The organism is Amycolatopsis sp. NPDC043889, assembly GCF_056435645.1.
This window is the reverse complement of sequence record NZ_JBWKEC010000013.1, coordinates 19,633-39,427: the sequence shown is the minus strand read 5'-3', so window position 1 is coordinate 39,427 and position 19,795 is coordinate 19,633. Positions and strand designations below refer to the sequence as shown.

Here is a 19,795-nt window from a genome sequence, read left to right as displayed (position 1 = left end):
GTTGCTCTTTTTGCCCAGATTGGCGGCCGGGTTGGGGTGGTGTTTGGTGTGGGTTGGGGGGGGGGGGGGGTTTTTTTCCCCCCCCCCCCCCCCCCCCACGACCACCCCGACCCAACACCTTTCCGGCGTCTTTGGCCGCCCGCGGGACATGGCCACCCCGAACGCTAGGAACACGAAGAGCGCGTCAGCCTTCCCAGGCGGCCTTGTGCAGCCGCCGCAGCGCCCGCACCGCGGCCACCGCGCGTTCCCGGTCCACCGCCTGCACCGCCATGACCGAGTAGTACTCGTCGTCCGGCAGTTCCAACCGCGCCCACGAGGCCCCGTCCGGGAAGCTCACCGAGAGCACCTCGCTCCACGCGAACTTCTTGGTCATCAGCACGTTCCGGACCTCGATGCCGTCGGCGTCGGCCTTCACGCGCGCGGTCGCGAACAGCATCGTGCCCGCGGCGAGCAGGACCCCGATACCGATCATCGCCGCCTGGTCGGACGGCTGGAAGATCACGCCGGTGTCCGAGCCGCGCAGCAGTACCGCGACGACCACGAACGTCGCCAGCATGATCACCGCCAGCACCGAACACATCACCAGGGCACGGCGGGGCCGCACCACCACGACCTCGGATTCCGTCATCACATCCGCCTCGACGCTCACACGAAGCCCCGCTCGGTCCACGGCTGGCGCAGGTTCCGCAACGCGTGCGCGGCGTCCAGCGCGGCGACCGTCGCTTCGTAGCCTTTGTCCTCGGCGGAGCCGGGCAGCCCCGACCGGTCGAGGGCCTGCTGCTCGGTGTCGCAGGTGAGGACGCCGTTGCCGACCGGGGTGCTCTCGTCGAGCGCGACCCTGGTCAGGCCCGCGGTGACCGCGTCGCAGACGTACTCGAAGTGCGGCGTCCCGCCCCGGATGACCACGCCCAGCGCGACGACCGCGTCGTGCGTGCGGGCCAGCGCCTGCGCGGCGACGGGCAGTTCGACGGCGCCCGCGACGCGCACGACCGTCGGCTCCTCCTCCAGGTCGGCCGCCTTGGCCGCCTCGAGGGCGCGTTCCAGCAGCGCGCTCGTGATCTTCGTGTGCCAGCGCGTGGCCACGATCCCGAGCCGGATGTTCTTACAGTCGGACAGGTCGAGTTCGACGTCCGGACGGCCCTCGCCGCTCACCGCGTGCCACCTCCGTTGCCCTGGTCGACCTCGGCGCCGACCTGGTCGAAATGCTCCAGCTGGGACAGGTCGTGCCCCATCCGGTCCCGTTTGGTCTTGAGGTAGCGCAGGTTCTCCGGGTTCGGCGAGATCGGCAGCGACACCCGCCCGCTCACCCGCAGGCCGTAGCCCTCCAGCCCGACACGCTTGGCCGGGTTGTTCGTCAGCAGCCGCATCGAGCGGACGCCGAGGTCGCACAGGATCTGCGCGCCGGTGCCGTAGTCCCGCGCGTCGGCGGGGACGCCGAGCTGCAGGTTCGCGTCGACGGTGTCCGCGCCGGCGTCCTGCAGCTGGTAGGCCTGCAGTTTGTGCAGCAGCCCGATGCCGCGGCCCTCGTGGCCGCGGATGTAGAGCACGATCCCGCGCCCTTCCTTGGCGACCGCTTCCAGCGCGGCCTCCAGCTGCGGGCCGCAGTCGCAGCGCAGCGAACCGAAGACGTCACCGGTCAGGCACTCGGAGTGCACGCGGACCAGGATGTCCTCGCCGTCGCCGATCTCGCCGTAGACGAACGCGATGTGCTCGATCCCGTCGAGCAGGCTGTCGTAGCCGACCGCCCGGAACGTGCCCGCGGCCAGCGGGATACGCGCCTCGGCGACCCGCTCGACCTGCTTCTCGGTGCGCCGCCGGTACGCGATCAGGTCGGCGATGGTGATCATCTTGAGGTCGTGGTCCGCGGCGAAGACCTCGAGTTCGTCGCGGCGGGCCATGTCGCCCTCGTCCTTCTGCGAAACGATCTCGCAGAGCACGCCGGACGGGGAAAGCCCGGCGAGCCGGGCCAGGTCGACGGCGGCTTCGGTGTGCCCCGGGCGCCGCAGGACACCGCCCTGCTTGGCGCGCAGCGGGACCACGTGGCCGGGCCGCCGGAAGTCCGACGCCTTGGACGCCGGGTCGGCGAGCAGCCGGACGGTGTGCGACCGGTCGGCCGCGGAGATACCGGTGGTGATGCCCTCCGCGGCGTCGACCGTGACGCTGTACGCGGTGCCGCGCTGGTCCTGGTTCGTGTGGTACATCGGCGGCAGGTCGAGCCTGTCCGCCTCGGGTTCGGTCAGCGCCACGCAGACGTACCCCGAGGTGTAGCGCACCATGAAGGCCATCAGTTCCGGCGTGGCCTTCTCCGCCGCGAAGATCAGGTCACCCTCGTTCTCGCGGTCTTCGTCGTCCACCACGACGACCGGACGGCCGGCCTTGATGTCGGCGATGGCCGCCTCGATGGCATCGGCGTTCACGGCCACCCCGCCTCCACAGGGGGTCAGATCCGCCGACCCCGGAATCGCACTCGTCTCGCTCACGCCCGCTCCTCCGTACCGCCATTGTCCCCCTGCGCGCGCAGGTGCGGCATGGCCAGCTTCTCGACGTACTTGGCGACCACGTCGACCTCGAGGTTCACCAGGTCACCCGGGGTGTTCCGGCCGAGCGTGGTGAGTTCGAGGGTGGTCGGGATCAGGGCGACGGAGAACTCCTCGTCGGTCACCGAAGCGACCGTGAGGGAGACGCCGTCGACCGCGATCGACCCCTTCTCGACCACGTACCGGGACAGCTTCTTCGGCAGCGCGAACGTGGTGAGTCCCTGCTCGTCGCGTTTGAGGAAGACGCCGGTGCCGTCGACATGGCCCTGCATGATGTGCCCGCCGAGCCTGCCGCCCGCCGGCGTCGCGCGTTCGAGGTTGACGACGTCGCCGACCTGCACCTTCGCGAGGCTGGAGCGCTGCAGGGTCTCGTGCACGACATCGACGGTAAACTCACCGCCCGCCACCGCGACCACGGTGAGGCACACGCCACTCACCGCGATGGAGTCGCCGTGCCCGGCGTCGCTGGTCACCAGCGGCCCCCGAACGGTCAGTCTCGCGGCGTTCGGGACCTGCTCGACCGCGGTGACCTCGCCGAGTTCCTCGACAATGCCGGTGAACACTCCTGCTGCCCTCCTCCTGGCTCGCACCGTCGCTGGGAACGGTGCTCCCCACATCCAACACCCATCGGGGCCGATTCCTTCTCCTGACCCGACGGCGGATCACCGAGGCGGGATCAGCCGCGGACGCGGGCCGCCTGCTCGCGCAGCGCCGCGACCGCCTTACCAGGGTCTTCGGCACCGTAGACGGCGGAACCGGCGACGAAGCAGTCCACACCGGCTTCGGCGGCCTGCTCGATGGTGTCGGCGTTGATCCCGCCGTCGATCTCGACGACGAGCTTGAGGTGGCCGGTGTCGACGAGGCGCCGCGCGGTGCGCACCTTGTCGAGGACGCCCTCGATGAACGACTGACCGCCGAAACCGGGCTCGACCGACATCACCAGCAGCGTGTCGTAGTGCTTGAGCGTCTCGAGGTGGTCCTCGATCGGCGTGTTCGGCTTGATCGACAGACCGGCCTTCGCCCCGGCGGCGCGCAGGTTCTTCGCCAGCGCGATCGGGTCGTGCGCGGCCTCGACGTGCACGGTGACGTTGTAGGCGCCCGCCTCGGCGTACCCGATGGCCCACTTGTCGGGGTTCTCGATCATCAGGTGGCAGTCGATCGGCACGTCGGTGGCCTTGAGCAGGGACCGCACCACGGGCAGGCCCAGGGTCAGGTTCGGCACGAAATGCGCGTCCATGACGTCGACGTGGACCCAGTCCGCGCGGGTTTCCCCCTCCCCCGCGACGGCGCGGATCTCTTCGCCGAGGCGGGCGAAGTCCGCGGAGAGGATGCTGGGTGCGATCAAAGGTCGGTGAGCCACGCGCCCGAGTGTAGGAGGGCGCCGCTAACGCCCGCTAACCGGCTGTGACCGGCGACCCGGTCTGCAGTATGACGCGAAATGGCACCGCAGTGGGAGGTGCGCGCACGCGCCGCCGAATAGCGTTCCGGTCATGGTCAACCCCCTGAAACCCCTCGTGCGGATCGGCGGCTACCGCAGCATGCCGTTCGGGCTCCTCGGCATGGTGATGACGGCGGTGCCGTTCCCGATCGCGCTCATCCCCGCCGTGCTGATTCCCGGCGACGTGCGGCTGAAGTTCGTCTACGGGATGCTCGCCATGGGCGTGCTGGTCGTGCTGGCCGGTTTGCCGGGGCCGATGCGGCGGGTCGGGATCTGGTTCTCCAACCAGATGCTGGGCACCCGGATCGCGCAGCCCTTGCCGAACACGAAGGTCGCCTGGGCCGAGCGCTGGCGTTCGGCGGCCTGGCTGCTCGTGCACACCGCGCTCGGCTGGGTGCTGTTCGGCCTCGGCTGTTTCCTGATGCTCGGCTTCGTGTTCGCCATCGTGTGGGCTGGAGGCGGCGGCAGCCCCATCGAGTTCTTCGGGGAACGGGTGACGATCGAATCGGGCACCGGCGGGCTGTGGACACTGCCGATCGCGCTGGTCACGCTCGTCGTCATCGCCTACGTCCTCGCAGGTTTCACCAAACTGTTCCAGTACAGCGCGGTCGCGCTGCTGGGTCCCTCGGCCGCCGAACGCGTCGCCGCCGCCGAAGTCCGGGCGAACCACTTCGAACAGCGCAACCGGCTGGCCCGCGAACTGCACGATTCCATCGGCCACACGCTGACGACGTCGACCATCCAGGCGGCCGCGGCCGCCGAACTGGTCGATTCCGAACCGCAGCTGGTGCGCCGGGCGCTGGGCACCATCGAGGAGTCGTCCCGTGCGGCGCTCGAAGACCTCGACCACGTACTGGGCCTGCTGCGGGACGACCGGTCCTCCCGCGAACCCGAACGACGGCTGATCGAGGTCGGCACGCTGGCCGAACGGGCTCGCGCTGGTGGCGCGGTGATCGACTACGAGCTGAGCGGGCCCGCCGCGGAACTTCCCGCGACCCTTTCGCGGGAGGCGTACCGGATCGTCCAAGAAGGACTGACGAACGCGCTGCGGCACGCTCATCCCGGCCCGGTGACCGTGCGGGTCGCGGTGCTCGCCGACGCGTTGCGGATCGAGATCGTGAACCCGCTCGTGGAGCACACGGCCGCTTCCGGCCGCGGCGGCAACGGACTGCCGGGTCTCACCGAACGCGTCGAAGCGCTGCGCGGCGAGCTCGTCGCCGGCCCCGCCGTCGACGGGGAGCCGCTGTGGCGGCTGGTGACCACGATCCCGCTACGGTCGCGCCCATGACCCTGCGTGTCCTGATCGTCGACGACGAACCCTTGCTGCGTGCCGGTTTGCGCTCGCTGCTGGACAACCAGCCCGATCTGACCGTGGCCGGGGAGGCCGGCGACGGCGGCGAAGTGGTCGATCTGGTGCGGCGGACGCATCCCGACGTGGTCCTGATGGACGTACGGATGCCCGGGGTGGACGGGATCGAGGCGACCCGGCGGGTACTGGCCGAAATCCCCGAACCGCCGAAGGTCCTCGTGATCACGACGTTCGACAACGACGACTACGTCTACGACGCGCTGCTGGCCGGGGCGAGCGGATTCCTGCTGAAGCGGGCCCGCAAGGAGGAGTTCGCGCACGCCATCCGGACCATCGCCGCCGGGGAGACACTGCTGTTCCCCGACGCCATCCGGCGGATGGTCACCGCGCGCCCGACGCCGTCCGGCCTCGCTCCGCGGCCTTCCTCGCTGACGAAACGGGAGACCGAGGTGCTGCGGCTCATCGCCACGGGGATGTCCAATGTGGACATAGCAGCCGAGTTGGTGATCAGTCTCGAAACCGTCAAGACCCATGTGGGCAACATCTTCGGGAAGCTGGGCGCGGCCAACCGGAGCCAGGCGGTGGTGTTCGCCTACGAGACCGGCATCGTCGCACCGGGGCACAGCCTGCGCTAGGCCTCTCCTCGCGCGGCCCCACGCCCGGCCGTGTCGCGAAAGTGGCCGCGGCGCCTTGCACCCGAGAGTCCGTGAAGGCCTCCTTCCCTACTTTGAGGGTAGGGAAGGAGGCCTTCACGGCGAGGTGGGGCAGACCCCCGGTCCGGCGTGGGGCCTGCCCCATGGCTACCGCGCCCGAGCGCCCCTAGCTTGGTATCCATGCGAAAATCCTTGCCAGGCAAGAAGATCATCGCCACCGGTTCCCTGGTCGCGCTGCTCGCCGCGACGACGGCCACCCCGGCGCTCGCCGTGACCGGGGCCCATCACGACGTCGACAAAGCGCTGAAAACGCTGGTGCTGGACGGAGTTCCCGGCGCGCAGGCGACGGTGACGAACCCGTCCGGGCGGACGTGGTCGGAGCGCGAAGGCGTCGGGAACGTCGAGACCGGGACACCGTTCCCACACGGCTCGAAGTTCCGGGCGGCCAGTATCACGAAGACGTTCGTCGCCGTCGTCGTGCTGCAACTGGTCGCCGAGGGAAAGGTCCGGCTGGACACGCCGATCGACCGGTACCTGCCGGGGCTCGTCAGCGGGAACGGCAACGACGGCACGAAGATCACCGTGCGCCAGCTGCTCCAGCACACCAGCGGGCTCTACGACTATCTCCGTGACCTCGACCTCGAGGAGTGGCGCCATCGCGGTGCCGAACCCGAGGAGCTGGTGGCGATCGGTCTCGCGCATCCGCCGTTGTTCGCGCCCGGCACGAGCTGGTCGTACTCCAACACGAACTACATCATCGCCGGGATGCTGATCGAGAAGCTCACCGGTCGTTCCGTCGCCACCGAAATCCGGAGCAGGATCACCGAACCGCTCGGCCTGCGCGACACCTCCCTGCCGTCGCGCGGCGACGAAGACTTGCCGTATCCGCACGCCAGGGGCTACGCACCGGGCCCCGCCGGCCACACCGACTACACCGAATTCGATCCGTCGGCCGCCGGGGCCTCCGGCGGGCTCATCTCGACCGGCGCGGACCTGAACCGGTTCTACGGCGCGCTCGTCGACGGCCGCCTCCTGCCGCGTGCACAGCTGGCGGAGATGCAGCGGACTGTTCCTGCGCCCGTCGGGCTCCCGGGCGGGGAGTACGGCCTCGGGATCGCGTCCGTCCCGCTGTCGTGCGGCGGCAGGTTCTGGGGGCACGGTGGGAACATCGTCGGCTACGCGAACCTGTCGGGCGCCGTCCCGCACGGCAGGCGGGTGAACGTCGTGGTGAATCTGAATCCCGCGCCGCCCAAGGTGGCCGACGACCTCGCCAAGGCGCTGGACACCGGGTTCTGCGCCCGCTAAACCGACGGCAGCAGGTCCAGCACGGAGGTCCACGAGGCCTCCGGGCTGAGCCTCGCGGTGGTGACCCCGGCGGAGGCGAGCGTGTCGAGATGGCGTTGCCACGCCGGATGGTGGATCCGCGTGTCCTGGATCTGGTAGCCCAGCACGATCGTGATGCCCGGCGTGCCGAGGACGTCGCCGAGCAGGGTGAGCGCCTGGTTGTCGGCGATGCCCAGCGCCAATTTCGCGATGGAGTTCGCGGACGCGGGCGCGAAGAGGAACACCTCGGGATCCGGATGCGGCCGGGGTTCGCCCGGCAGCCGGGAGGTACTGCGGACCGGCAGCTCGGTGCACTTTTCGAGGGCACCGAACCCGCCTGTCTCCTCCAGCCAGCGGGCCGCGGTGGGGGTCAGCGTGATCGCGAGCTCCCAGCCGCGGTCCGCGGCCGGTTTCGCGAGCTGCGCGGCGAACCGGGTGTCCAGTCCGCCGCACGAGCTCGCGACCAGGCCGAGGACCCTGCTCACCCGGCGGATTCCGGCTTCCGCAGGACGGCGCAGAACATCGCGTCCGTGCCATGGCGGTGCGGCCACAACTGGACGTACGGGCCGTTGCCGAGCTGCGGGACACCCGGGAAGAACTCCCGCGCGTCGACGATCTGGGCGCCGGCGCGGCGTGCGGTCTCCCCCACGACGCCTTCGGTCTCGGCCAGATGCGGCGAGCAGACGACGTAGGTGACGATGCCGCCGGGCCGGACCAGGTCCAGCGCCGCGGTGATCAGCTGGCCCTGCAGTTTCGTCAAGTCCGAGATGTCGCTGGGCTGACGGCGCCAGCGTGCCTCGGGGCGGCGCCGCAGTGAGCCGAGTCCACTGCACGGCGCGTCGACCAGGACGCGGTCGTAGCCCGGTTCGAGACCGGTCTCGCGGCCGTCGGCGACGTGCACGGTCACCGGCAGGTCCTGGACGGCCTTCTCGATCAGCTTCGCCCGGTGCGGGGCCTTCTCGACGGCGTCGACGGTCGCGCCGGCGGCCACCGCCAGCGCGCCGAGCAGCGCGGCCTTGCCACCCGGGCCGGCGCACAGGTCCAGCCACCGCACGTCGGTGCCGGAGACCGGGACTCTCGTGACGGCGTAGGCGCACAGCTGGCTGCCCTCGTCCTGGACCGCGGCCAGCTTTTCCTTGATCGGTTCGAGGTCGCCGGGGTCGCCGGAGCCCGCGGGCAGCCGGACGCCGTAGGGCGAGTACGGCGCGACGTCGCCACCGGTGATGGCGGCCAGCTCCTCGGCGCTGATCTCGCCGGGCCGGGCGACCAGATGGACGTCGGGGCGGTCGTCGTCGGCCTCCAGGGCCGCCTTCAGCTCAGGCCCCTTGTCCCCCAAGGCTTCCGCGAACGACCGGGCGACCCAGCGCGGATGCGCCGTCCGCAGGGCGTAGGCGCCGATCGGGTCGGCGGCCTCGTCGGGGGCCAGTTCGTTCAGCCAGGTCTCTTCGTCCTTTTCGGACACCGAGCGCAGCACGGCGTTGACGAAACCCGCGATCCAGGAACCGACTTCGGCGCGGACGAGGTCCACAGTGGACCCGACGGCGGCGTGCTGGGGGATGCGGGTGCGCAGCAGCTGGTACGCGCCGAGCCGCAGCCCGTCCAGCACGATGGCGTCCACCTTGGCCAGCGGCCGGTCGAGGCAGGCCTCGATGACGGCGTCCAGCATGCCGACCGCGCGGCAGGTGCCGTAGGTCAGTTCGGTGGCCAGCGCCGCGTCACGACCGGAGATCCGGCGGGTGCGCAGCAGTTGCGGCAGCACCAAGTTCGCGTATGCGTCGTCCTCCCGGACCGCGCGCAGGACGTCGAAGGCGACCTGACGAGCCGGGTCGATCTGCGGCGGGCGGCTCGGCCCCTCTTTACGCTGGCCCGGACGGCCGCGATCCGGCCTCGACGGCCGGCGTTCCCTACGCTCGTTCACTGCAGGCGCTCTCCTTGTTCGATCCTCGTACCGCGCGCCCAGTCGGTGGCCGCCATCCGCTTCTTCCCCTGCGCCTGCACCTCGCCCAGCCGCACCGGCTTCGACGCCGTGCCGACCAGGACCCGCTTGCGCTCCACGACCAGTTCACCGGGCGGGGGCCCCGGCTCGTCGACGACCGTCACCGGGCCGAGCTTCAACCGCTCGCCCCGGAACTCCGCCCAAGCGCCCGGTTCCGGCGTGACCGCGCGGATCTGCCGGTCGACCGCGGTGGCCGGGTCGGCGAACGACACGCGTGCGTCCTCGACGGTCACCTTGGGCGCGTAGGTCACTCCGTCGCCGGTCTGCTCCACCGCACGCAGCGTTCCGTCGGCGATCCCGTCCATCGTGGACACGAGCAGCTTCGCCCCGGACTCCGCCAGCCTGGCGAGCAGTTCCCCGGCGGTGTCGGTGTCGGCGATCTGCTCGGTGACCACGCCGAAGACCGGGCCCGCGTCGAGTTCCTTGACGATGCGGAAGGTCGAGGCGCCGGTGATCTCGTCCCCGGCGCGGATCGCGGCCTGGACCGGCGCGGCGCCACGCCACGCGGGCAGCAGCGAGAAGTGCAGGTTGACCCAGCCGTGCGCCGGGATGTCCAGCGCGGCCTGGGGCAGCAACGCCCCGTAGGCGACCACCGGGCACGCGTCGGGCGCGATCTCCGCGAGCCGGGCGAGGAACGCGGGGTCGCTCGCCTTCGGCGGGGTCAGCACCTCGATCCCGTGCTCGTCGGCCAGCGCGCCGATCGGGGACCGGACGACCCGGCGGCCGCGGCCGGCCTGTGCGTCCGGGCGGGTGACGACGGCGACGACCTCGTGCCGCTCGGACGCGAGGAGCGCGCGCAGCGACGGGACGGCGGGCTCGGGGGTGCCGGCGAAGACGAGGCGCATCAACGCACCTCCGCCGGGGGGACGGGTACCTCTGACTGGGCGAACATCGCCGCTCAGTCTAGAAGGGCCCCGCCGCCGGGGCGCGCTCGCTCTCCCCGTCCCCTCCGTCGAGCGCCATGAACGGTCCTTTCCTTGCAAAATTTGCAAGGAAAGGACCGTTCCTAGCACTCGAGAGAGCTGAAAGAGGCCTTCGCGAGCCCGCTCCCTACCGCGGCGGCCAGGGCAGCACGACGGCCGCCGAGCCGCCACCCCGGCGCGTGGGTTCGGCGGCGGCGAGCCACCGGCCGTCCCGCAGCCGTTCGACACCGGTCGCCGCCCCGATCTCCGCGGGCGTCGCCGAGAAGCCCTGCCCCTTGGCCTTCAGCGCCTTGAGCACCTCGGTCTGATCCAGGAACACCCGCTCGACCTGCGCGGCCGCGGAGTTCCGCTGCGAAGCGCGCGGTTCGGCGATCGCGTCGGCGAGCTTCAGCCCGCGGTCGATACGGCCGGTGAGGATCTGCAGCACCGTGGTGATGATCGACGCGCCACCGGGCGAGCCCACGGCGAGGAACGCCTTGCCGTGGTCGAGCACGATGGTCGGCGCCATCGACGAACGCGGCCGCTTCGCCGGGCCCGGCAGGTTCGGGTCGGGCACACCCGGCGTCACCGGGGTGAAGGAGAAGTCGGTCAGTTCGTTGTTGAGCAGGAACCCGCGGCCCGGCACGACGATGCCGCTGCCGCCCTCCTGCTCGATGGTCAGCGTGTACGCGACGACGTTGCCCCACCGGTCGGCGACCGTGAGATGCGTGGTGTTCTCGCCCTCGTACGGCGTCGGCGCGGCGTTCGTCCCCGCCACACACGGCGTGTGCTTGCGCGGGTCGGCCGGTGCGACCGGGCTCGTCCCGGCCTTCGCGGGGTCGATCAGGCACGCGCGGCTGTCGGCGAACTTCTGGCTGATCAGTTCCTTCGCCGGGACGTCGACGAAGGCCGGGTCGCCGATCCACCGGTTGCGATCGGCGAAGGCGTACCGCGTCGACTCCAGGAAGTAGTGCAGGTAGTCGGCCTTCTCCCGTTTGGAGAGCTTCGTGTTCTCGAGGATGTTCAGCGCCTCGCCGACGGTCAGCCCGCCGGACGACGGCGCGGGCATGCCGTAGACGTCGAGGCCGCGGTACCGGGTCTTGGTCGGCTTCCGCTCGACGACGCGGTACTTCGCGAGGTCGGCCGCCGTCATGTCACCGGGCCGGACGTTCAGCGTCGACGCCGGGTCCACCGGCGGCTTCCGGACGGTGTCGACGACGTCCGCGCCGATCGGGCCGCGGTAGAGCACGTCGGTGCCCTTGGCGGCGAGCTGCGCGTACGTGCCGGCGAGGTCCGGGTTCTTGAACGTCGTGCCGACCGCGGGCGGCGCGCCGCCGGGCAGGTACAGCGACCTGGTCGACGGGAACGCCGAGAAGCGGGCGGCGTTGTTCGCGATCTGGGTGGTGAAGGTCTGGTCGACGGTGAAGCCCTTGCGGGCGAGGAGTTCGGCGGGCTTGACCGCCTTCGCCAGCGACCTGGTCCCCCACTTGCGCAGGGCTTCGTCCCAGGTGGCGGGCGTGCCGGGCACGCCGACGCCCAACCCGCTGGTGACGGCCTCCGGGAACGGGATCGCCTTGCCGTTCTCGACGAAGAGGTTCTCGTTCGCCGTCGACGGCGCGGTCTCGCGGCCGTCGAGGGTGTGCACCTTGCCGGTGCGCGCGTCGTAGTAGACGAAGAAGCCGCCACCGCCGAAGCCCGCGGAGAACGGGTCGGTGACGCCCAGCGCGGCCGCCGTCGCGACGGCGGCGTCGACGGCGTTGCCGCCCTCGCGCAGGATCTTCGTGCCGATCGCGGTCGCGTCCGCGTCGATACTCGACACCGCGCCCAGATAGCCGACGGCGGTCGGCGACCTGGGGGTCGGTGGTGCCGCGGCCGCGGTACCCGGCGCGGCCGTGCCGACCAGTGCGGCGATCGCGGTGACTGCGGTGATGCGTCCCAGAGTGCTTCTGTGCGCGGCCATGGCGCGAGTCTGCCCCGCCTGTCCACCTCGGACAAGACCCGGCCGGACCTGCGAACGTCGGTAGTGCGGGCAGGCCTCGATGAGAAGAATGCGGCCCATGAAGACACCCGGCAGGCGGCGGAGCGCGCTCCTCCCGCTGCTCATCGCACTCCCCGTCCTCGCTGTCCCCGGCGTCGCCCGAGCCGAAGGCGCCCGTGCCTGCTTCGACGAGTCCGCCGCGATCACCGTCGAGGAGAAGCGGCTCACCGCGACCCTGCCTTCGGGTGGCCCGGCGGTCGGTCCGGAGCTCGTCCGGCTCGCCGGATTCGACAAGCTCGTCTCCGACTTCACGGCCCGTCTTTGCGCGACCAAGACCGCTTTGCGCGCCGGGAAGCTCGCCGGGACCGCCGGTGACGGGCTCTGGCGGACCGCGGTCGACCGCGCGCAGGGCCGCCGTCCCGATCTCGGCACCATCGACAAGGCCGACGACCGCCCGCTCTATTGGGCACGCCTGCGGATGAGCAAAGCGCTGCGGCAGTGGACGCCGAGCTTCCCGCTGTCCGCACCCGCCCGCGCGGAGCTGCTGAAGACGTTCGACCTCGGCGCGCGCGGACTCGACGACTCCCGTTTCCCGTCCGGCCCGAAGCTGCGCCGGGTGCTGGTGAGCGGATTCGACCCGTTCACCCTCAACGGCGCGGGAGTCCGCATCGCGAACCCGTCGGGCGCGGCCGCGCTGCACCTCGACGGCAAGGTGATCCAGACCCCGACCGGTCCCGCGCAGGTGCAGGCCGTCTCGTTCCCGGTGGTGTGGAGCTACTTCGACGCCGGCATCGTCGAAGCGGCCTACGGTCGGGCGTTCACGGACCGCTTCCGCCGCCCGGAGCTGATCATGACGATCAGCCAGGGCCGCCCGGGCCGGTTCGACATCGAACGCTGGGCCGGTGCGTGGCGCGGTGGCTCGCCGGACAACCTCGACGAGCCCGTCCGCGGCCCGGTCCCGCCCGCCCGCGGCTGGCCGCAGCCGGACGTCCAGTTCATCGAAACCACGCTGCCCTACGAAAAGATGCTCGCCGCGCCCGCCGGGGCGTACCAGGTGCTGTACAACCAGGCGTTCTGCGTCTGGCCGGACAGCTCGAAGCCGGGGACCGGCACCGCGGTGTGCCGGACGGACGCGCCGAAGCCCGGTGAGGTCGCCGCTTCGGGCGGGGGCGGCAATTATCTGTCGAATGAATCGATGTTCAGAAGCAACCGGCTCCGGACGGGACTCGGCCTGGACGGGATCGCGGGCGGGCACCTGCACACGCCCGTCCTCGGCACGCCCGCCGATCCTTCGGCGCTGACCGACGCCGGCTTCGAGGCGCGGCGGGCGGCGATCTCTTCGCAGATCGTCACCCTGCTCACCGCCGCTCTCGGTGGCTCAGCCGCGAAGCCGGCTACGCCCGCTCCGGGCTCTTCGGCCCGCGCCGACGTCCTCGCCACCCCCGGCACGACGCTCTGACCCCGCGCGATTAGTCCTCTGGATGCGGTAGTTCGAGGTCGAACTATCGCATCCAGAGGACGAAACGCGGAGGTTAGATGAGCTCCAGAGGGTCCAGCTGGATCCGGATGGGCTCGGACGCCTTGCGCGCGTCCCGGCGGGCGGCGGCCGCGTGGATCGCGGCGGCGAGCGCCTTCCCGTCCGGACGCGCGACGCGCACCAGTGCCCGTTCGCGTTCGGCGTTGCCGTCCTCGTCGACGTCTCCGAGCGGCACCGGGCCCAGCACCTCGCCGGTCTCCGGGAGGGCGAGGTCGTCGAGCAATCCGGCGACCGCGTCCGGCGTGCCCTCGACGCTCGCCATCCGCATCGCGGGCGGGAACCCGAGTTCGCGCCGCTCGGCAAGCTCCAGGCTCGCGTGCCAGCCCGGGTCCCAGCGCACCAGCGCCTGCACCACCGAAAGGCCCGCTTCCGCGCCGACGAACACGCGACCGCCTTCGGTCCCCGGTCGCACCAGGGCCGCCGCCGCCATCCAGCGGCGCAGGGTCTCCTCCCCCGCGCGCAGGTCCTGCCGCCCCAGCAGCGCCCAGCCGTCCAGCAGCAGCGCCGCGCCGTAGCCGCCTTCCGCGACCGGCTCGGCGCCCGGCGTGCACACCACCAGCGCCGGTTTCCCGGGTACCGAAGCCAAAACCTCCGTCGCACCCGAAGTACGCACGGGAAATCCGGAGAACGCGCGGCCCAGCTCCTCCGCGGTGCGCTTGGAGCCCACGACGACCGCCCGCAGCCGTACCGAACCGCAAGCCGCGCAATGGAAGTTCGTCTCGGGGACGCCGCACCACCGGCAGGCCGGCGGCCTCGGCGCGCCGTCGATCAGCCCGCCCGGCAAGGAAAGCGGACCCGCGCAACGACGGCAGTGCGCCGACGTCCGGCAGTTGCCGCAAGCGAGCCCCGGAACGTAACCGCGACGCGGAACCTGGACCAGCACAGGGAATCCGCCGGCCAACGACTGCCGCGCCGCCTCGAACGCGACCGATGGGAGCCGCGCGGCCTTCGCCGCTTCGTCCCGGGCGACGTCGAAGTCCTCACCGACCGGCGTGACCCTCGGCGCGGCCGCCCGCAGCTCGGGGCGGGCCGCCACGAGAGGCTGCGCCCAGCCTGATTCCACCAGGAACTGCGCCTCGGCGGTGCGCGCGAAACCGGCGACGAGCATGGAGCCCTTCGCGGCGTGCGCGCGATCCATCAGCACGTCGCGAACATGGGGGTACGGCGCGTGCTGGTCGAGGTGGACGTCGTCGCCGTCGTCCCACACCACGAAGAGGCCCGGATCGGCGACCGGCGCGAACATCGCCGCGCGCGTGCCGACGACGACGCGCACCGCGCCGCGCAGCACCGCGAGCCACCGGCGATAGCGCTCGGCGGGGCCGAGCCCGGCGATCAGCGCGACCACGGAATCGGCGCCCAGCAAGGAAACGCACGCGTCGTGGAGCCGCGTCAGGTCGCGGTGGTCGGGAACGACCATGACGACACCCCGGCCCGCGGCGGCCGCGACGGCGGCGGCTTCGGCGAGGCGGCGAGGCCAGTCCTCGCCCGGCAGCGCCTGCCAGACGGCGTTGGCCGGACGCCGTTCCGCGACGGCTTCCAGGAACGCCGGACCGCTCTGGTACTTCTCCCAGGCGGTCGTTTCGGGTGGCTCCGGCGTCTGCGCGGGTTCGGCGGGCGGTTCGGCCTCGACCTTCGCGTGCCGGGACGGGATCGCGAGCCGCAGAACGTCGCTGAGCGTGCCGCCGTACCGGTCCGCGACGGACCGGCAGAGGGTGTGCAGCGCCGGAGGCAGCACCGGCTCGCTGGAGGTCACCCGGTCGATGTACGCGAGCTTGCCGGTGAACTCCGTGGTGTCGGTGCGCTCGACGAGGTACCCGTCGACGAGCTGGCCCGCGAACCGGACGCGTACCCGGCAGCCGGGCACGGCGGCTTCGTGCAACTTCTCCGGGATCCGGTAGTCGAAGGTCCGGTCGAGGTGCGTGAGCGGGATGTCCACGACGATCCGCGCGACCGGGTTCTCGGGCGCGGGGTTCTGCGCGCCGCGACGGCTGGCCGTTTTCGCGCGCGCCGGCTTGGCCTTCCGCGACGGCTCGGCTTTCGGCTCCGGAAGGTCCCACAGCGGGGTCGGTTCGGGACTGCTGCTCACCCGGTGATCTCTACCAGACTCCGTCGCCACTGCCTGTCACCGCGTGCGATGAACGGTCCGTTACTTGCGAATTTTGCAAGCAACGGACCGTTCATCGCACACGCTGCTGGGGCACGTGTCGCGCGGGTCAGGGTGCTCGCCACATCAGCCGGTGACGTAGTGAAGGCCTCCTTCCCTACCCTCAAGGTAGGCAAGGAGGCCTTCACGGACGGATCAGGCGCCTGCGGCCGACTTCAGGTCCGCGGCCCGCGCCGTGCTCTCCCACGGGAGCTCCAGCTCGGGACGGCCGAAGTGGCCGTACGCGGCCGTCGGCGCGTAAATCGGGCGGAGCAGGTCGAGGTCGCGGATGATCGCGGCCGGACGCAGGTCGAAGACCTCCTGGATGGCGGCCTGGATCTTCGACGGGTCGACCGTCTCGGTGCCGAAGGTCTCGACGAAGAGGCCCACCGGGGCCGCCTTGCCGATCGCGTACGCCACCTGCACCTCGGCACGCGAGGCGAGACCGGCGGCGATGACGTTCTTCGCCACCCAGCGCATCGCGTACGCGGCCGAGCGGTCCACCTTGGAGGGGTCCTTGCCGGAGAACGCGCCGCCACCGTGACGGGCCATGCCGCCGTAGGTGTCGACGATGATCTTGCGGCCGGTCAGGCCCGCGTCACCCATCGGACCGCCGATGACGAAGCGGCCGGTCGGGTTGACCAGCAGCCGCACGTTGGAGGTGTCGAGACCGAGCTCGGCGATCTCCGGGGCGACCACGTGCTCGCGGACGTCGACGCCGAGCATCTGCTCGAGGTCGATGCCGTCGGCGTGCTGGGTGGACACGACCACCGTGTCGAGCCGCACCGGCTGGTCGCCGGCGTACTCGATGGTGACCTGGGTCTTGCCGTCCGGGCGCAGGTACGGCAGCACGCCTTCCTTGCGGACCCTGGTCAGGCGCTGCGAGAGCCGGTGCGCCAGCGCGATCGGCAGCGGCATCAGCTCGGGGGTGTCCGAGCAGGCGTAGCCGAACATCAGGCCCTGGTCGCCCGCGCCCTGACGGTTGATCTCGTCCTCGTCGGACTCGACGCGGGACTCGTACGCCGTGTCGACGCCCTGCGCGATGTCCGGCGACTGGGAGCCGATCGCGACGTTGACGCCGCAGGAGTTGCCGTCGAAGCCCTTGGCCGAAGAGTCGTAGCCGATCTTCAGGATCACGTCGCGGACGATGGTCGGGATGTCCGCGTAGGCCTCGGTGGTCACCTCGCCGGCGACGTGCACCTGCCCGGTGGTGATGAGGGTTTCGACCGCGACCCGGCTGCGCGGGTCTTTAGCCAGCAGACCGTCCAGGATCGAGTCGCTGATGGCATCGCAAATTTTGTCGGGATGACCTTCGGTCACCGATTCCGACGTGAACAGTCTGCTCGTGGACGCGCTCACGGTGGCCGTCACTCCCTCACCTAGACGTCTGATGCCCAGTAAGTTAGGCACCCCTCAGCTTGCAATCAAGCCTACTGACTATCGCTTGGGGGACTCTCAACGCTTCATCAAGGTCACAACAGCATCCCACAATGTGGACGCGAGTTCGGCCTTGGCGCCGAGGGGGATCGGGATTTCGGTGCCGTCGGCCCCGAGCAGCCAGCCCGAGTTGTCCTCGGTCCCGAAGGCCTTCCCCTCACCGACGGCGTTCACCACCAGCAGGTCCGCACCCTTGCGCTTCAGTTTGACCCTGGCGTGATCAAGGACGCCACCCTTGTCGTCCCCGGTTTCCGCGGCGAAACCGACGACCACCTGGCCGTTTGTCCGGTTTCGCACCAGTTCGGCCAGGATGTCCGCGTTGCGCGCGAGCTCGACCACGGGATCCGGCGCGTCGTCGGACTTCTTGATCTTGTGGTCCGCCCGGTTCGATGGCCGGAAATCGGCGACGGCCGCGGCCATCACCACGACGTCGGCGGTGGCGGCCTCGGCGTGCATCGCCTGGCGCAGTTCCTCGGCGGTCGACACGTGGACGACCTTCGCGCCCGCGGGCTCCGGCAGCGCGATGGTGTGCGCGGCGACCAGGGTGACCTCGGCGCCGCGCTGGGCGGCGACCCGGGCGAGCGCGTAGCCCTGCTTGCCCGACGAGCGGTTGCCCAGATACCGGACCGGATCCAGTGGCTCGCGGGTGCCGCCCGCCGAAATGGCCACGCGCACGCCTTCGAGGTCGCGCGGGAGGGCCTTCGGCACGGCGAGCAGGAGCCGGGCGAGGTCGACGATCTCGGCGGGGTCGGCGAGCCGTCCCTTGCCGGTGTCCTTGCCGGTCAGCCTGCCGGCGGCGGGTTCGGCGACGACCAGGCCGCGCGAGCGCAGCAACGCCACGTTGTCGCGGGTGGCCGGGTGCTCCCACATCTCGGTGTGCATCGCCGGGAAGAAGGCGACCGGGCACCGGGCGGTGAGCAGGGTGTTGGTCAGCAGGTCGTCCGCGATACCGTGCGCGGCCTTGGCGAGCAGGTTCGCCGTGGCGGGCACGACGATCACCAGATCGGCTTCCTTGCCGACGCGGACGTGCTGGACCTCGGGCACTTCGGTGAACACGCCGGTGTTCACCGGGTTCCCGGACAGTGCCTCGAAGGTGGCCGCGCCGACGAAGTTCAGCGCGGCTTCGGTGGGGACCACGCGGACGTCGTGACCGGATTCGGTCAGCCCGCGCAGGACCTCACAGGCCTTGTAGGCGGCGATCCCGCCACCTACGCCCAGGACGATCTTGGGTTTACTCACCCTCGGTGTGCTCGAGCAGGCCGCCGTGGATCTCACGCAGGGCGATGGAGAGCGGCTTCTCGCGCGGGCCCGGCTCGACGAGCGGGCCGACGTACTCCAGCAGGCCCTCGCCCAGCTGGGCGTAGTAGTCGTTGATCTGGCGAGCGCGCTTGGCCGAGTAGATCACCAGCGCGTACTTCGAGCTGACCTTCTCGAGGAGGTCGTCGATGGGCGGGTTGGTGATGCCTTCGAGCTCTTCGTGCAGCGTGGCCTGAGTCGTCACTCGTGGTGCTCCGAATCTACGGGTTATTTGTCGCCGGTTATCAAGTTTAGCAACTGCTCAGCGGCCTCTCGCACGTCGGCGTTGACAACGCGCTCGTCGAACTCCCCGGCGGCGGCGAGTTCGCGTTCGGCCTCGGCCAGCCTGGTCTTCACCGCGGCTTCGTTCTCGGTGCCGCGGCCGGTCAGCCTGCCGACCAGTTCTTCCCACGACGGCGGCATCAGCATCACCAGCCGGGCCTCCGGCATCGCCTTGCGGACCTGCCGCGCGCCCTGGAGTTCGATCTCCAGGATCGCGTTGCGGCCCTCGGCGAGCACCCGCTCGACGGGCCCGCGCGGGGTGCCGTAGCAGTTGCCCGCGAACTCGGCGTGTTCCAGCAGTTCGCCGTCGGCGACCATGCGGTCGAACTCGGCCCGGTCGATGAAGTGGTAGTGCTCGCCGTCCACCTCACCCGGCCTCGGCTTCCTGGTGGTCACCGAGACGCTGAAATAGATCTCCGGATCCAGCTTGCGCAGCTCCTTGGCCACGCTCGACTTCCCGACTCCCGAAGGCCCCGATACGACCGTGAGCCGGTGCCGGGATGCAACTCCCGCCACCGGCTCACCGCCGCGGTCAGCGCCCGGGTTCACCGGGTGGTCCTGACCGGTGCCGCTCACTCGCCGCTGAATTCGGCCAGCAGCGCCTTGCGCTGCCGGTCGCCGAGGCCGCGAAGACGACGGCTGGGTGCGATCTCCAGTCGTTCCATGGTCTGCTGGGCACGGACCTTGCCGACGCCCGGAAGAGCCTCGAGCAGAGCCGAGACCTTCATCTTGCCGAGGACTTCGTTCTCCTCGGCCTGCTTCAACACGTCGACCAGAGTGGTACCGCCCCGCTTCAGCCGCTCCTTCAGCTCAGCACGGATGCGGCGGGCGGCGGCGGCCTTCTCCAGCGCCGCAGCGCGCTGTTCCTCTGTCAGCTGGGGAAGTGCCACGTTTTCCTCCGGTAGTTCTCAAATCTGGGTGGGTGTGGCGACGGTACCCACCCGTTACCTCGGCCCACAATGCG

At 70.9% G+C, this 19,795-nt stretch carries 19 protein-coding genes; 4 read left to right on the top strand and 15 right to left on the bottom strand.

Annotation, left to right across the window (positions count from 1 at the left end; genetic code table 11):
- Positions 1–184: 184 nt before the first annotated feature.
- The 5 genes from AC0685_RS23565 to rpe form a co-directional block, all read right to left on the bottom strand.
- Positions 185–628 (bottom strand): PH domain-containing protein, encoded by a 444-nt coding sequence (locus tag AC0685_RS23565; protein ID WP_125674999.1) that lies wholly within the window; start codon positions 626–628, stop codon positions 185–187.
- A 17-nt stretch (positions 629–645) separates the two neighbouring features.
- Positions 646–1,152: a 6,7-dimethyl-8-ribityllumazine synthase gene (gene ribH / locus AC0685_RS23560; protein ID WP_340683130.1), complete on the bottom strand. Its 507-nt coding sequence runs from the start codon at positions 1,150–1,152 to the stop codon at positions 646–648.
- Positions 1,149–2,423 (bottom strand): bifunctional 3,4-dihydroxy-2-butanone-4-phosphate synthase/GTP cyclohydrolase II, encoded by a 1,275-nt coding sequence (locus tag AC0685_RS23555; RefSeq protein WP_185927029.1) that lies wholly within the window; start codon positions 2,421–2,423, stop codon positions 1,149–1,151. The genes ribH and AC0685_RS23555 overlap by 4 nt, the downstream gene beginning before the upstream one ends.
- 53 nt (positions 2,424–2,476) lie before the next feature.
- On the bottom strand, positions 2,477–3,100 hold the full coding sequence (locus AC0685_RS23550) for a riboflavin synthase (RefSeq protein WP_016333119.1): 624 nt from the start codon (positions 3,098–3,100) through the stop codon (positions 2,477–2,479).
- 113 nt (positions 3,101–3,213) lie between these two features.
- Complete coding sequence (gene rpe / locus AC0685_RS23545; protein ID WP_478227610.1) at positions 3,214–3,882, bottom strand: ribulose-phosphate 3-epimerase; 669 nt, start codon at positions 3,880–3,882, stop codon at positions 3,214–3,216.
- Positions 3,883–4,027: 145 nt separating this feature from the next.
- Between rpe and AC0685_RS23540 the strand changes: the two genes are divergently transcribed.
- From AC0685_RS23540 to AC0685_RS23530, 3 genes are all read left to right on the top strand, one after another.
- Positions 4,028–5,263, top strand: coding sequence for a sensor histidine kinase (locus AC0685_RS23540; protein WP_478227511.1), 1,236 nt, complete (start codon positions 4,028–4,030; stop codon positions 5,261–5,263).
- Entirely contained in the window at positions 5,260–5,919 is a 660-nt protein-coding gene (locus tag AC0685_RS23535; RefSeq protein WP_478227510.1) for a response regulator transcription factor, read from the top strand. The genes AC0685_RS23540 and AC0685_RS23535 overlap by 4 nt, the downstream gene beginning before the upstream one ends.
- A 198-nt stretch (positions 5,920–6,117) precedes the next feature.
- The gene (locus tag AC0685_RS23530) at positions 6,118–7,242 is read left to right on the top strand and encodes a serine hydrolase domain-containing protein (RefSeq protein ID WP_478227509.1); all 1,125 of its coding nucleotides are present in this window, start codon (positions 6,118–6,120) and stop codon (positions 7,240–7,242) included.
- Here AC0685_RS23530 and AC0685_RS23525 read toward each other — a convergent pair.
- The 4 genes from AC0685_RS23525 to ggt form a co-directional block, all read right to left on the bottom strand.
- Positions 7,239–7,745, bottom strand: a complete 507-nt coding sequence (locus AC0685_RS23525) for a flavoprotein (RefSeq protein ID WP_478227508.1) — start codon at positions 7,743–7,745, stop codon at positions 7,239–7,241. The two genes, AC0685_RS23530 and AC0685_RS23525, sit on opposite strands and share 4 nt — an antisense overlap.
- Positions 7,742–9,178, bottom strand: coding sequence for an RsmB/NOP family class I SAM-dependent RNA methyltransferase (locus AC0685_RS23520; RefSeq protein ID WP_478227507.1), 1,437 nt, complete (start codon positions 9,176–9,178; stop codon positions 7,742–7,744). Before AC0685_RS23520 ends, AC0685_RS23525 begins: the two co-directional genes overlap by 4 nt.
- Complete coding sequence (gene fmt, locus AC0685_RS23515) at positions 9,175–10,101, bottom strand: methionyl-tRNA formyltransferase (protein WP_478227506.1); 927 nt, start codon at positions 10,099–10,101, stop codon at positions 9,175–9,177. Before fmt ends, AC0685_RS23520 begins: the two co-directional genes overlap by 4 nt.
- A 205-nt stretch (positions 10,102–10,306) precedes the next feature.
- Positions 10,307–12,118, bottom strand: coding sequence for a gamma-glutamyltransferase (ggt, locus tag AC0685_RS23510; protein WP_478227505.1), 1,812 nt, complete (start codon positions 12,116–12,118; stop codon positions 10,307–10,309).
- 97 nt (positions 12,119–12,215) lie between these two features.
- On the opposite strand from ggt, the gene AC0685_RS23505 reads away from it, so the two are divergent.
- Positions 12,216–13,595, top strand: a complete 1,380-nt coding sequence (locus AC0685_RS23505) for a pyroglutamyl-peptidase I (protein ID WP_478227504.1) — start codon at positions 12,216–12,218, stop codon at positions 13,593–13,595.
- Positions 13,596–13,668: 73 nt separating this feature from the next.
- On the opposite strand, the gene AC0685_RS23500 is transcribed toward AC0685_RS23505, so the two are convergent.
- The 6 genes from AC0685_RS23500 to mihF all read right to left on the bottom strand — a co-directional run bounded on the left by AC0685_RS23500 (position 13,669) and on the right by mihF (position 19,721).
- Positions 13,669–15,759, bottom strand: a complete 2,091-nt coding sequence (locus tag AC0685_RS23500; RefSeq protein WP_478227503.1) for a primosomal protein N' — start codon at positions 15,757–15,759, stop codon at positions 13,669–13,671.
- A gap of 213 nt (positions 15,760–15,972) precedes the next feature.
- Positions 15,973–17,175, bottom strand: coding sequence for a methionine adenosyltransferase (gene metK, locus AC0685_RS23495; protein WP_478227609.1), 1,203 nt, complete (start codon positions 17,173–17,175; stop codon positions 15,973–15,975).
- A gap of 96 nt (positions 17,176–17,271) precedes the next feature.
- Positions 17,272–18,492: a bifunctional phosphopantothenoylcysteine decarboxylase/phosphopantothenate--cysteine ligase CoaBC gene (gene coaBC, locus AC0685_RS23490; RefSeq protein ID WP_478227502.1), complete on the bottom strand. Its 1,221-nt coding sequence runs from the start codon at positions 18,490–18,492 to the stop codon at positions 17,272–17,274.
- Positions 18,485–18,754: a DNA-directed RNA polymerase subunit omega gene (rpoZ, locus tag AC0685_RS23485; RefSeq protein WP_005152353.1), complete on the bottom strand. Its 270-nt coding sequence runs from the start codon at positions 18,752–18,754 to the stop codon at positions 18,485–18,487. Before rpoZ ends, coaBC begins: the two co-directional genes overlap by 8 nt.
- A gap of 23 nt (positions 18,755–18,777) precedes the next feature.
- A complete protein-coding gene (gene gmk / locus AC0685_RS23480) occupies positions 18,778–19,407 on the bottom strand; it encodes a guanylate kinase (protein WP_478227501.1) in 630 nt (209 codons plus the stop codon).
- A complete protein-coding gene (gene mihF / locus AC0685_RS23475) occupies positions 19,404–19,721 on the bottom strand; it encodes an integration host factor, actinobacterial type (RefSeq protein WP_003096398.1) in 318 nt (105 codons plus the stop codon). Before mihF ends, gmk begins: the two co-directional genes overlap by 4 nt.
- Positions 19,722–19,795 lie beyond the last annotated feature (74 nt).

Coding starts and splice junctions, on each gene's coding strand:
- AC0685_RS23565 (WP_125674999.1), bottom strand. CDS start 628: ATGACGGAATCCGAGGTCGTGGTGGTGCGGCCCCGCCGTGCCCTGGTG.
- AC0685_RS23540 (WP_478227511.1), top strand. CDS start 4,028: ATGGTCAACCCCCTGAAACCCCTCGTGCGGATCGGCGGCTACCGCAGC.
- AC0685_RS23535 (WP_478227510.1), top strand. CDS start 5,260: ATGACCCTGCGTGTCCTGATCGTCGACGACGAACCCTTGCTGCGTGCC.
- AC0685_RS23530 (WP_478227509.1), top strand. CDS start 6,118: ATGCGAAAATCCTTGCCAGGCAAGAAGATCATCGCCACCGGTTCCCTG.
- fmt (WP_478227506.1), bottom strand. CDS start 10,101: ATGCGCCTCGTCTTCGCCGGCACCCCCGAGCCCGCCGTCCCGTCGCTG.
- ggt (WP_478227505.1), bottom strand. CDS start 12,118: ATGGCCGCGCACAGAAGCACTCTGGGACGCATCACCGCAGTCACCGCG.
- AC0685_RS23505 (WP_478227504.1), top strand. CDS start 12,216: ATGAAGACACCCGGCAGGCGGCGGAGCGCGCTCCTCCCGCTGCTCATC.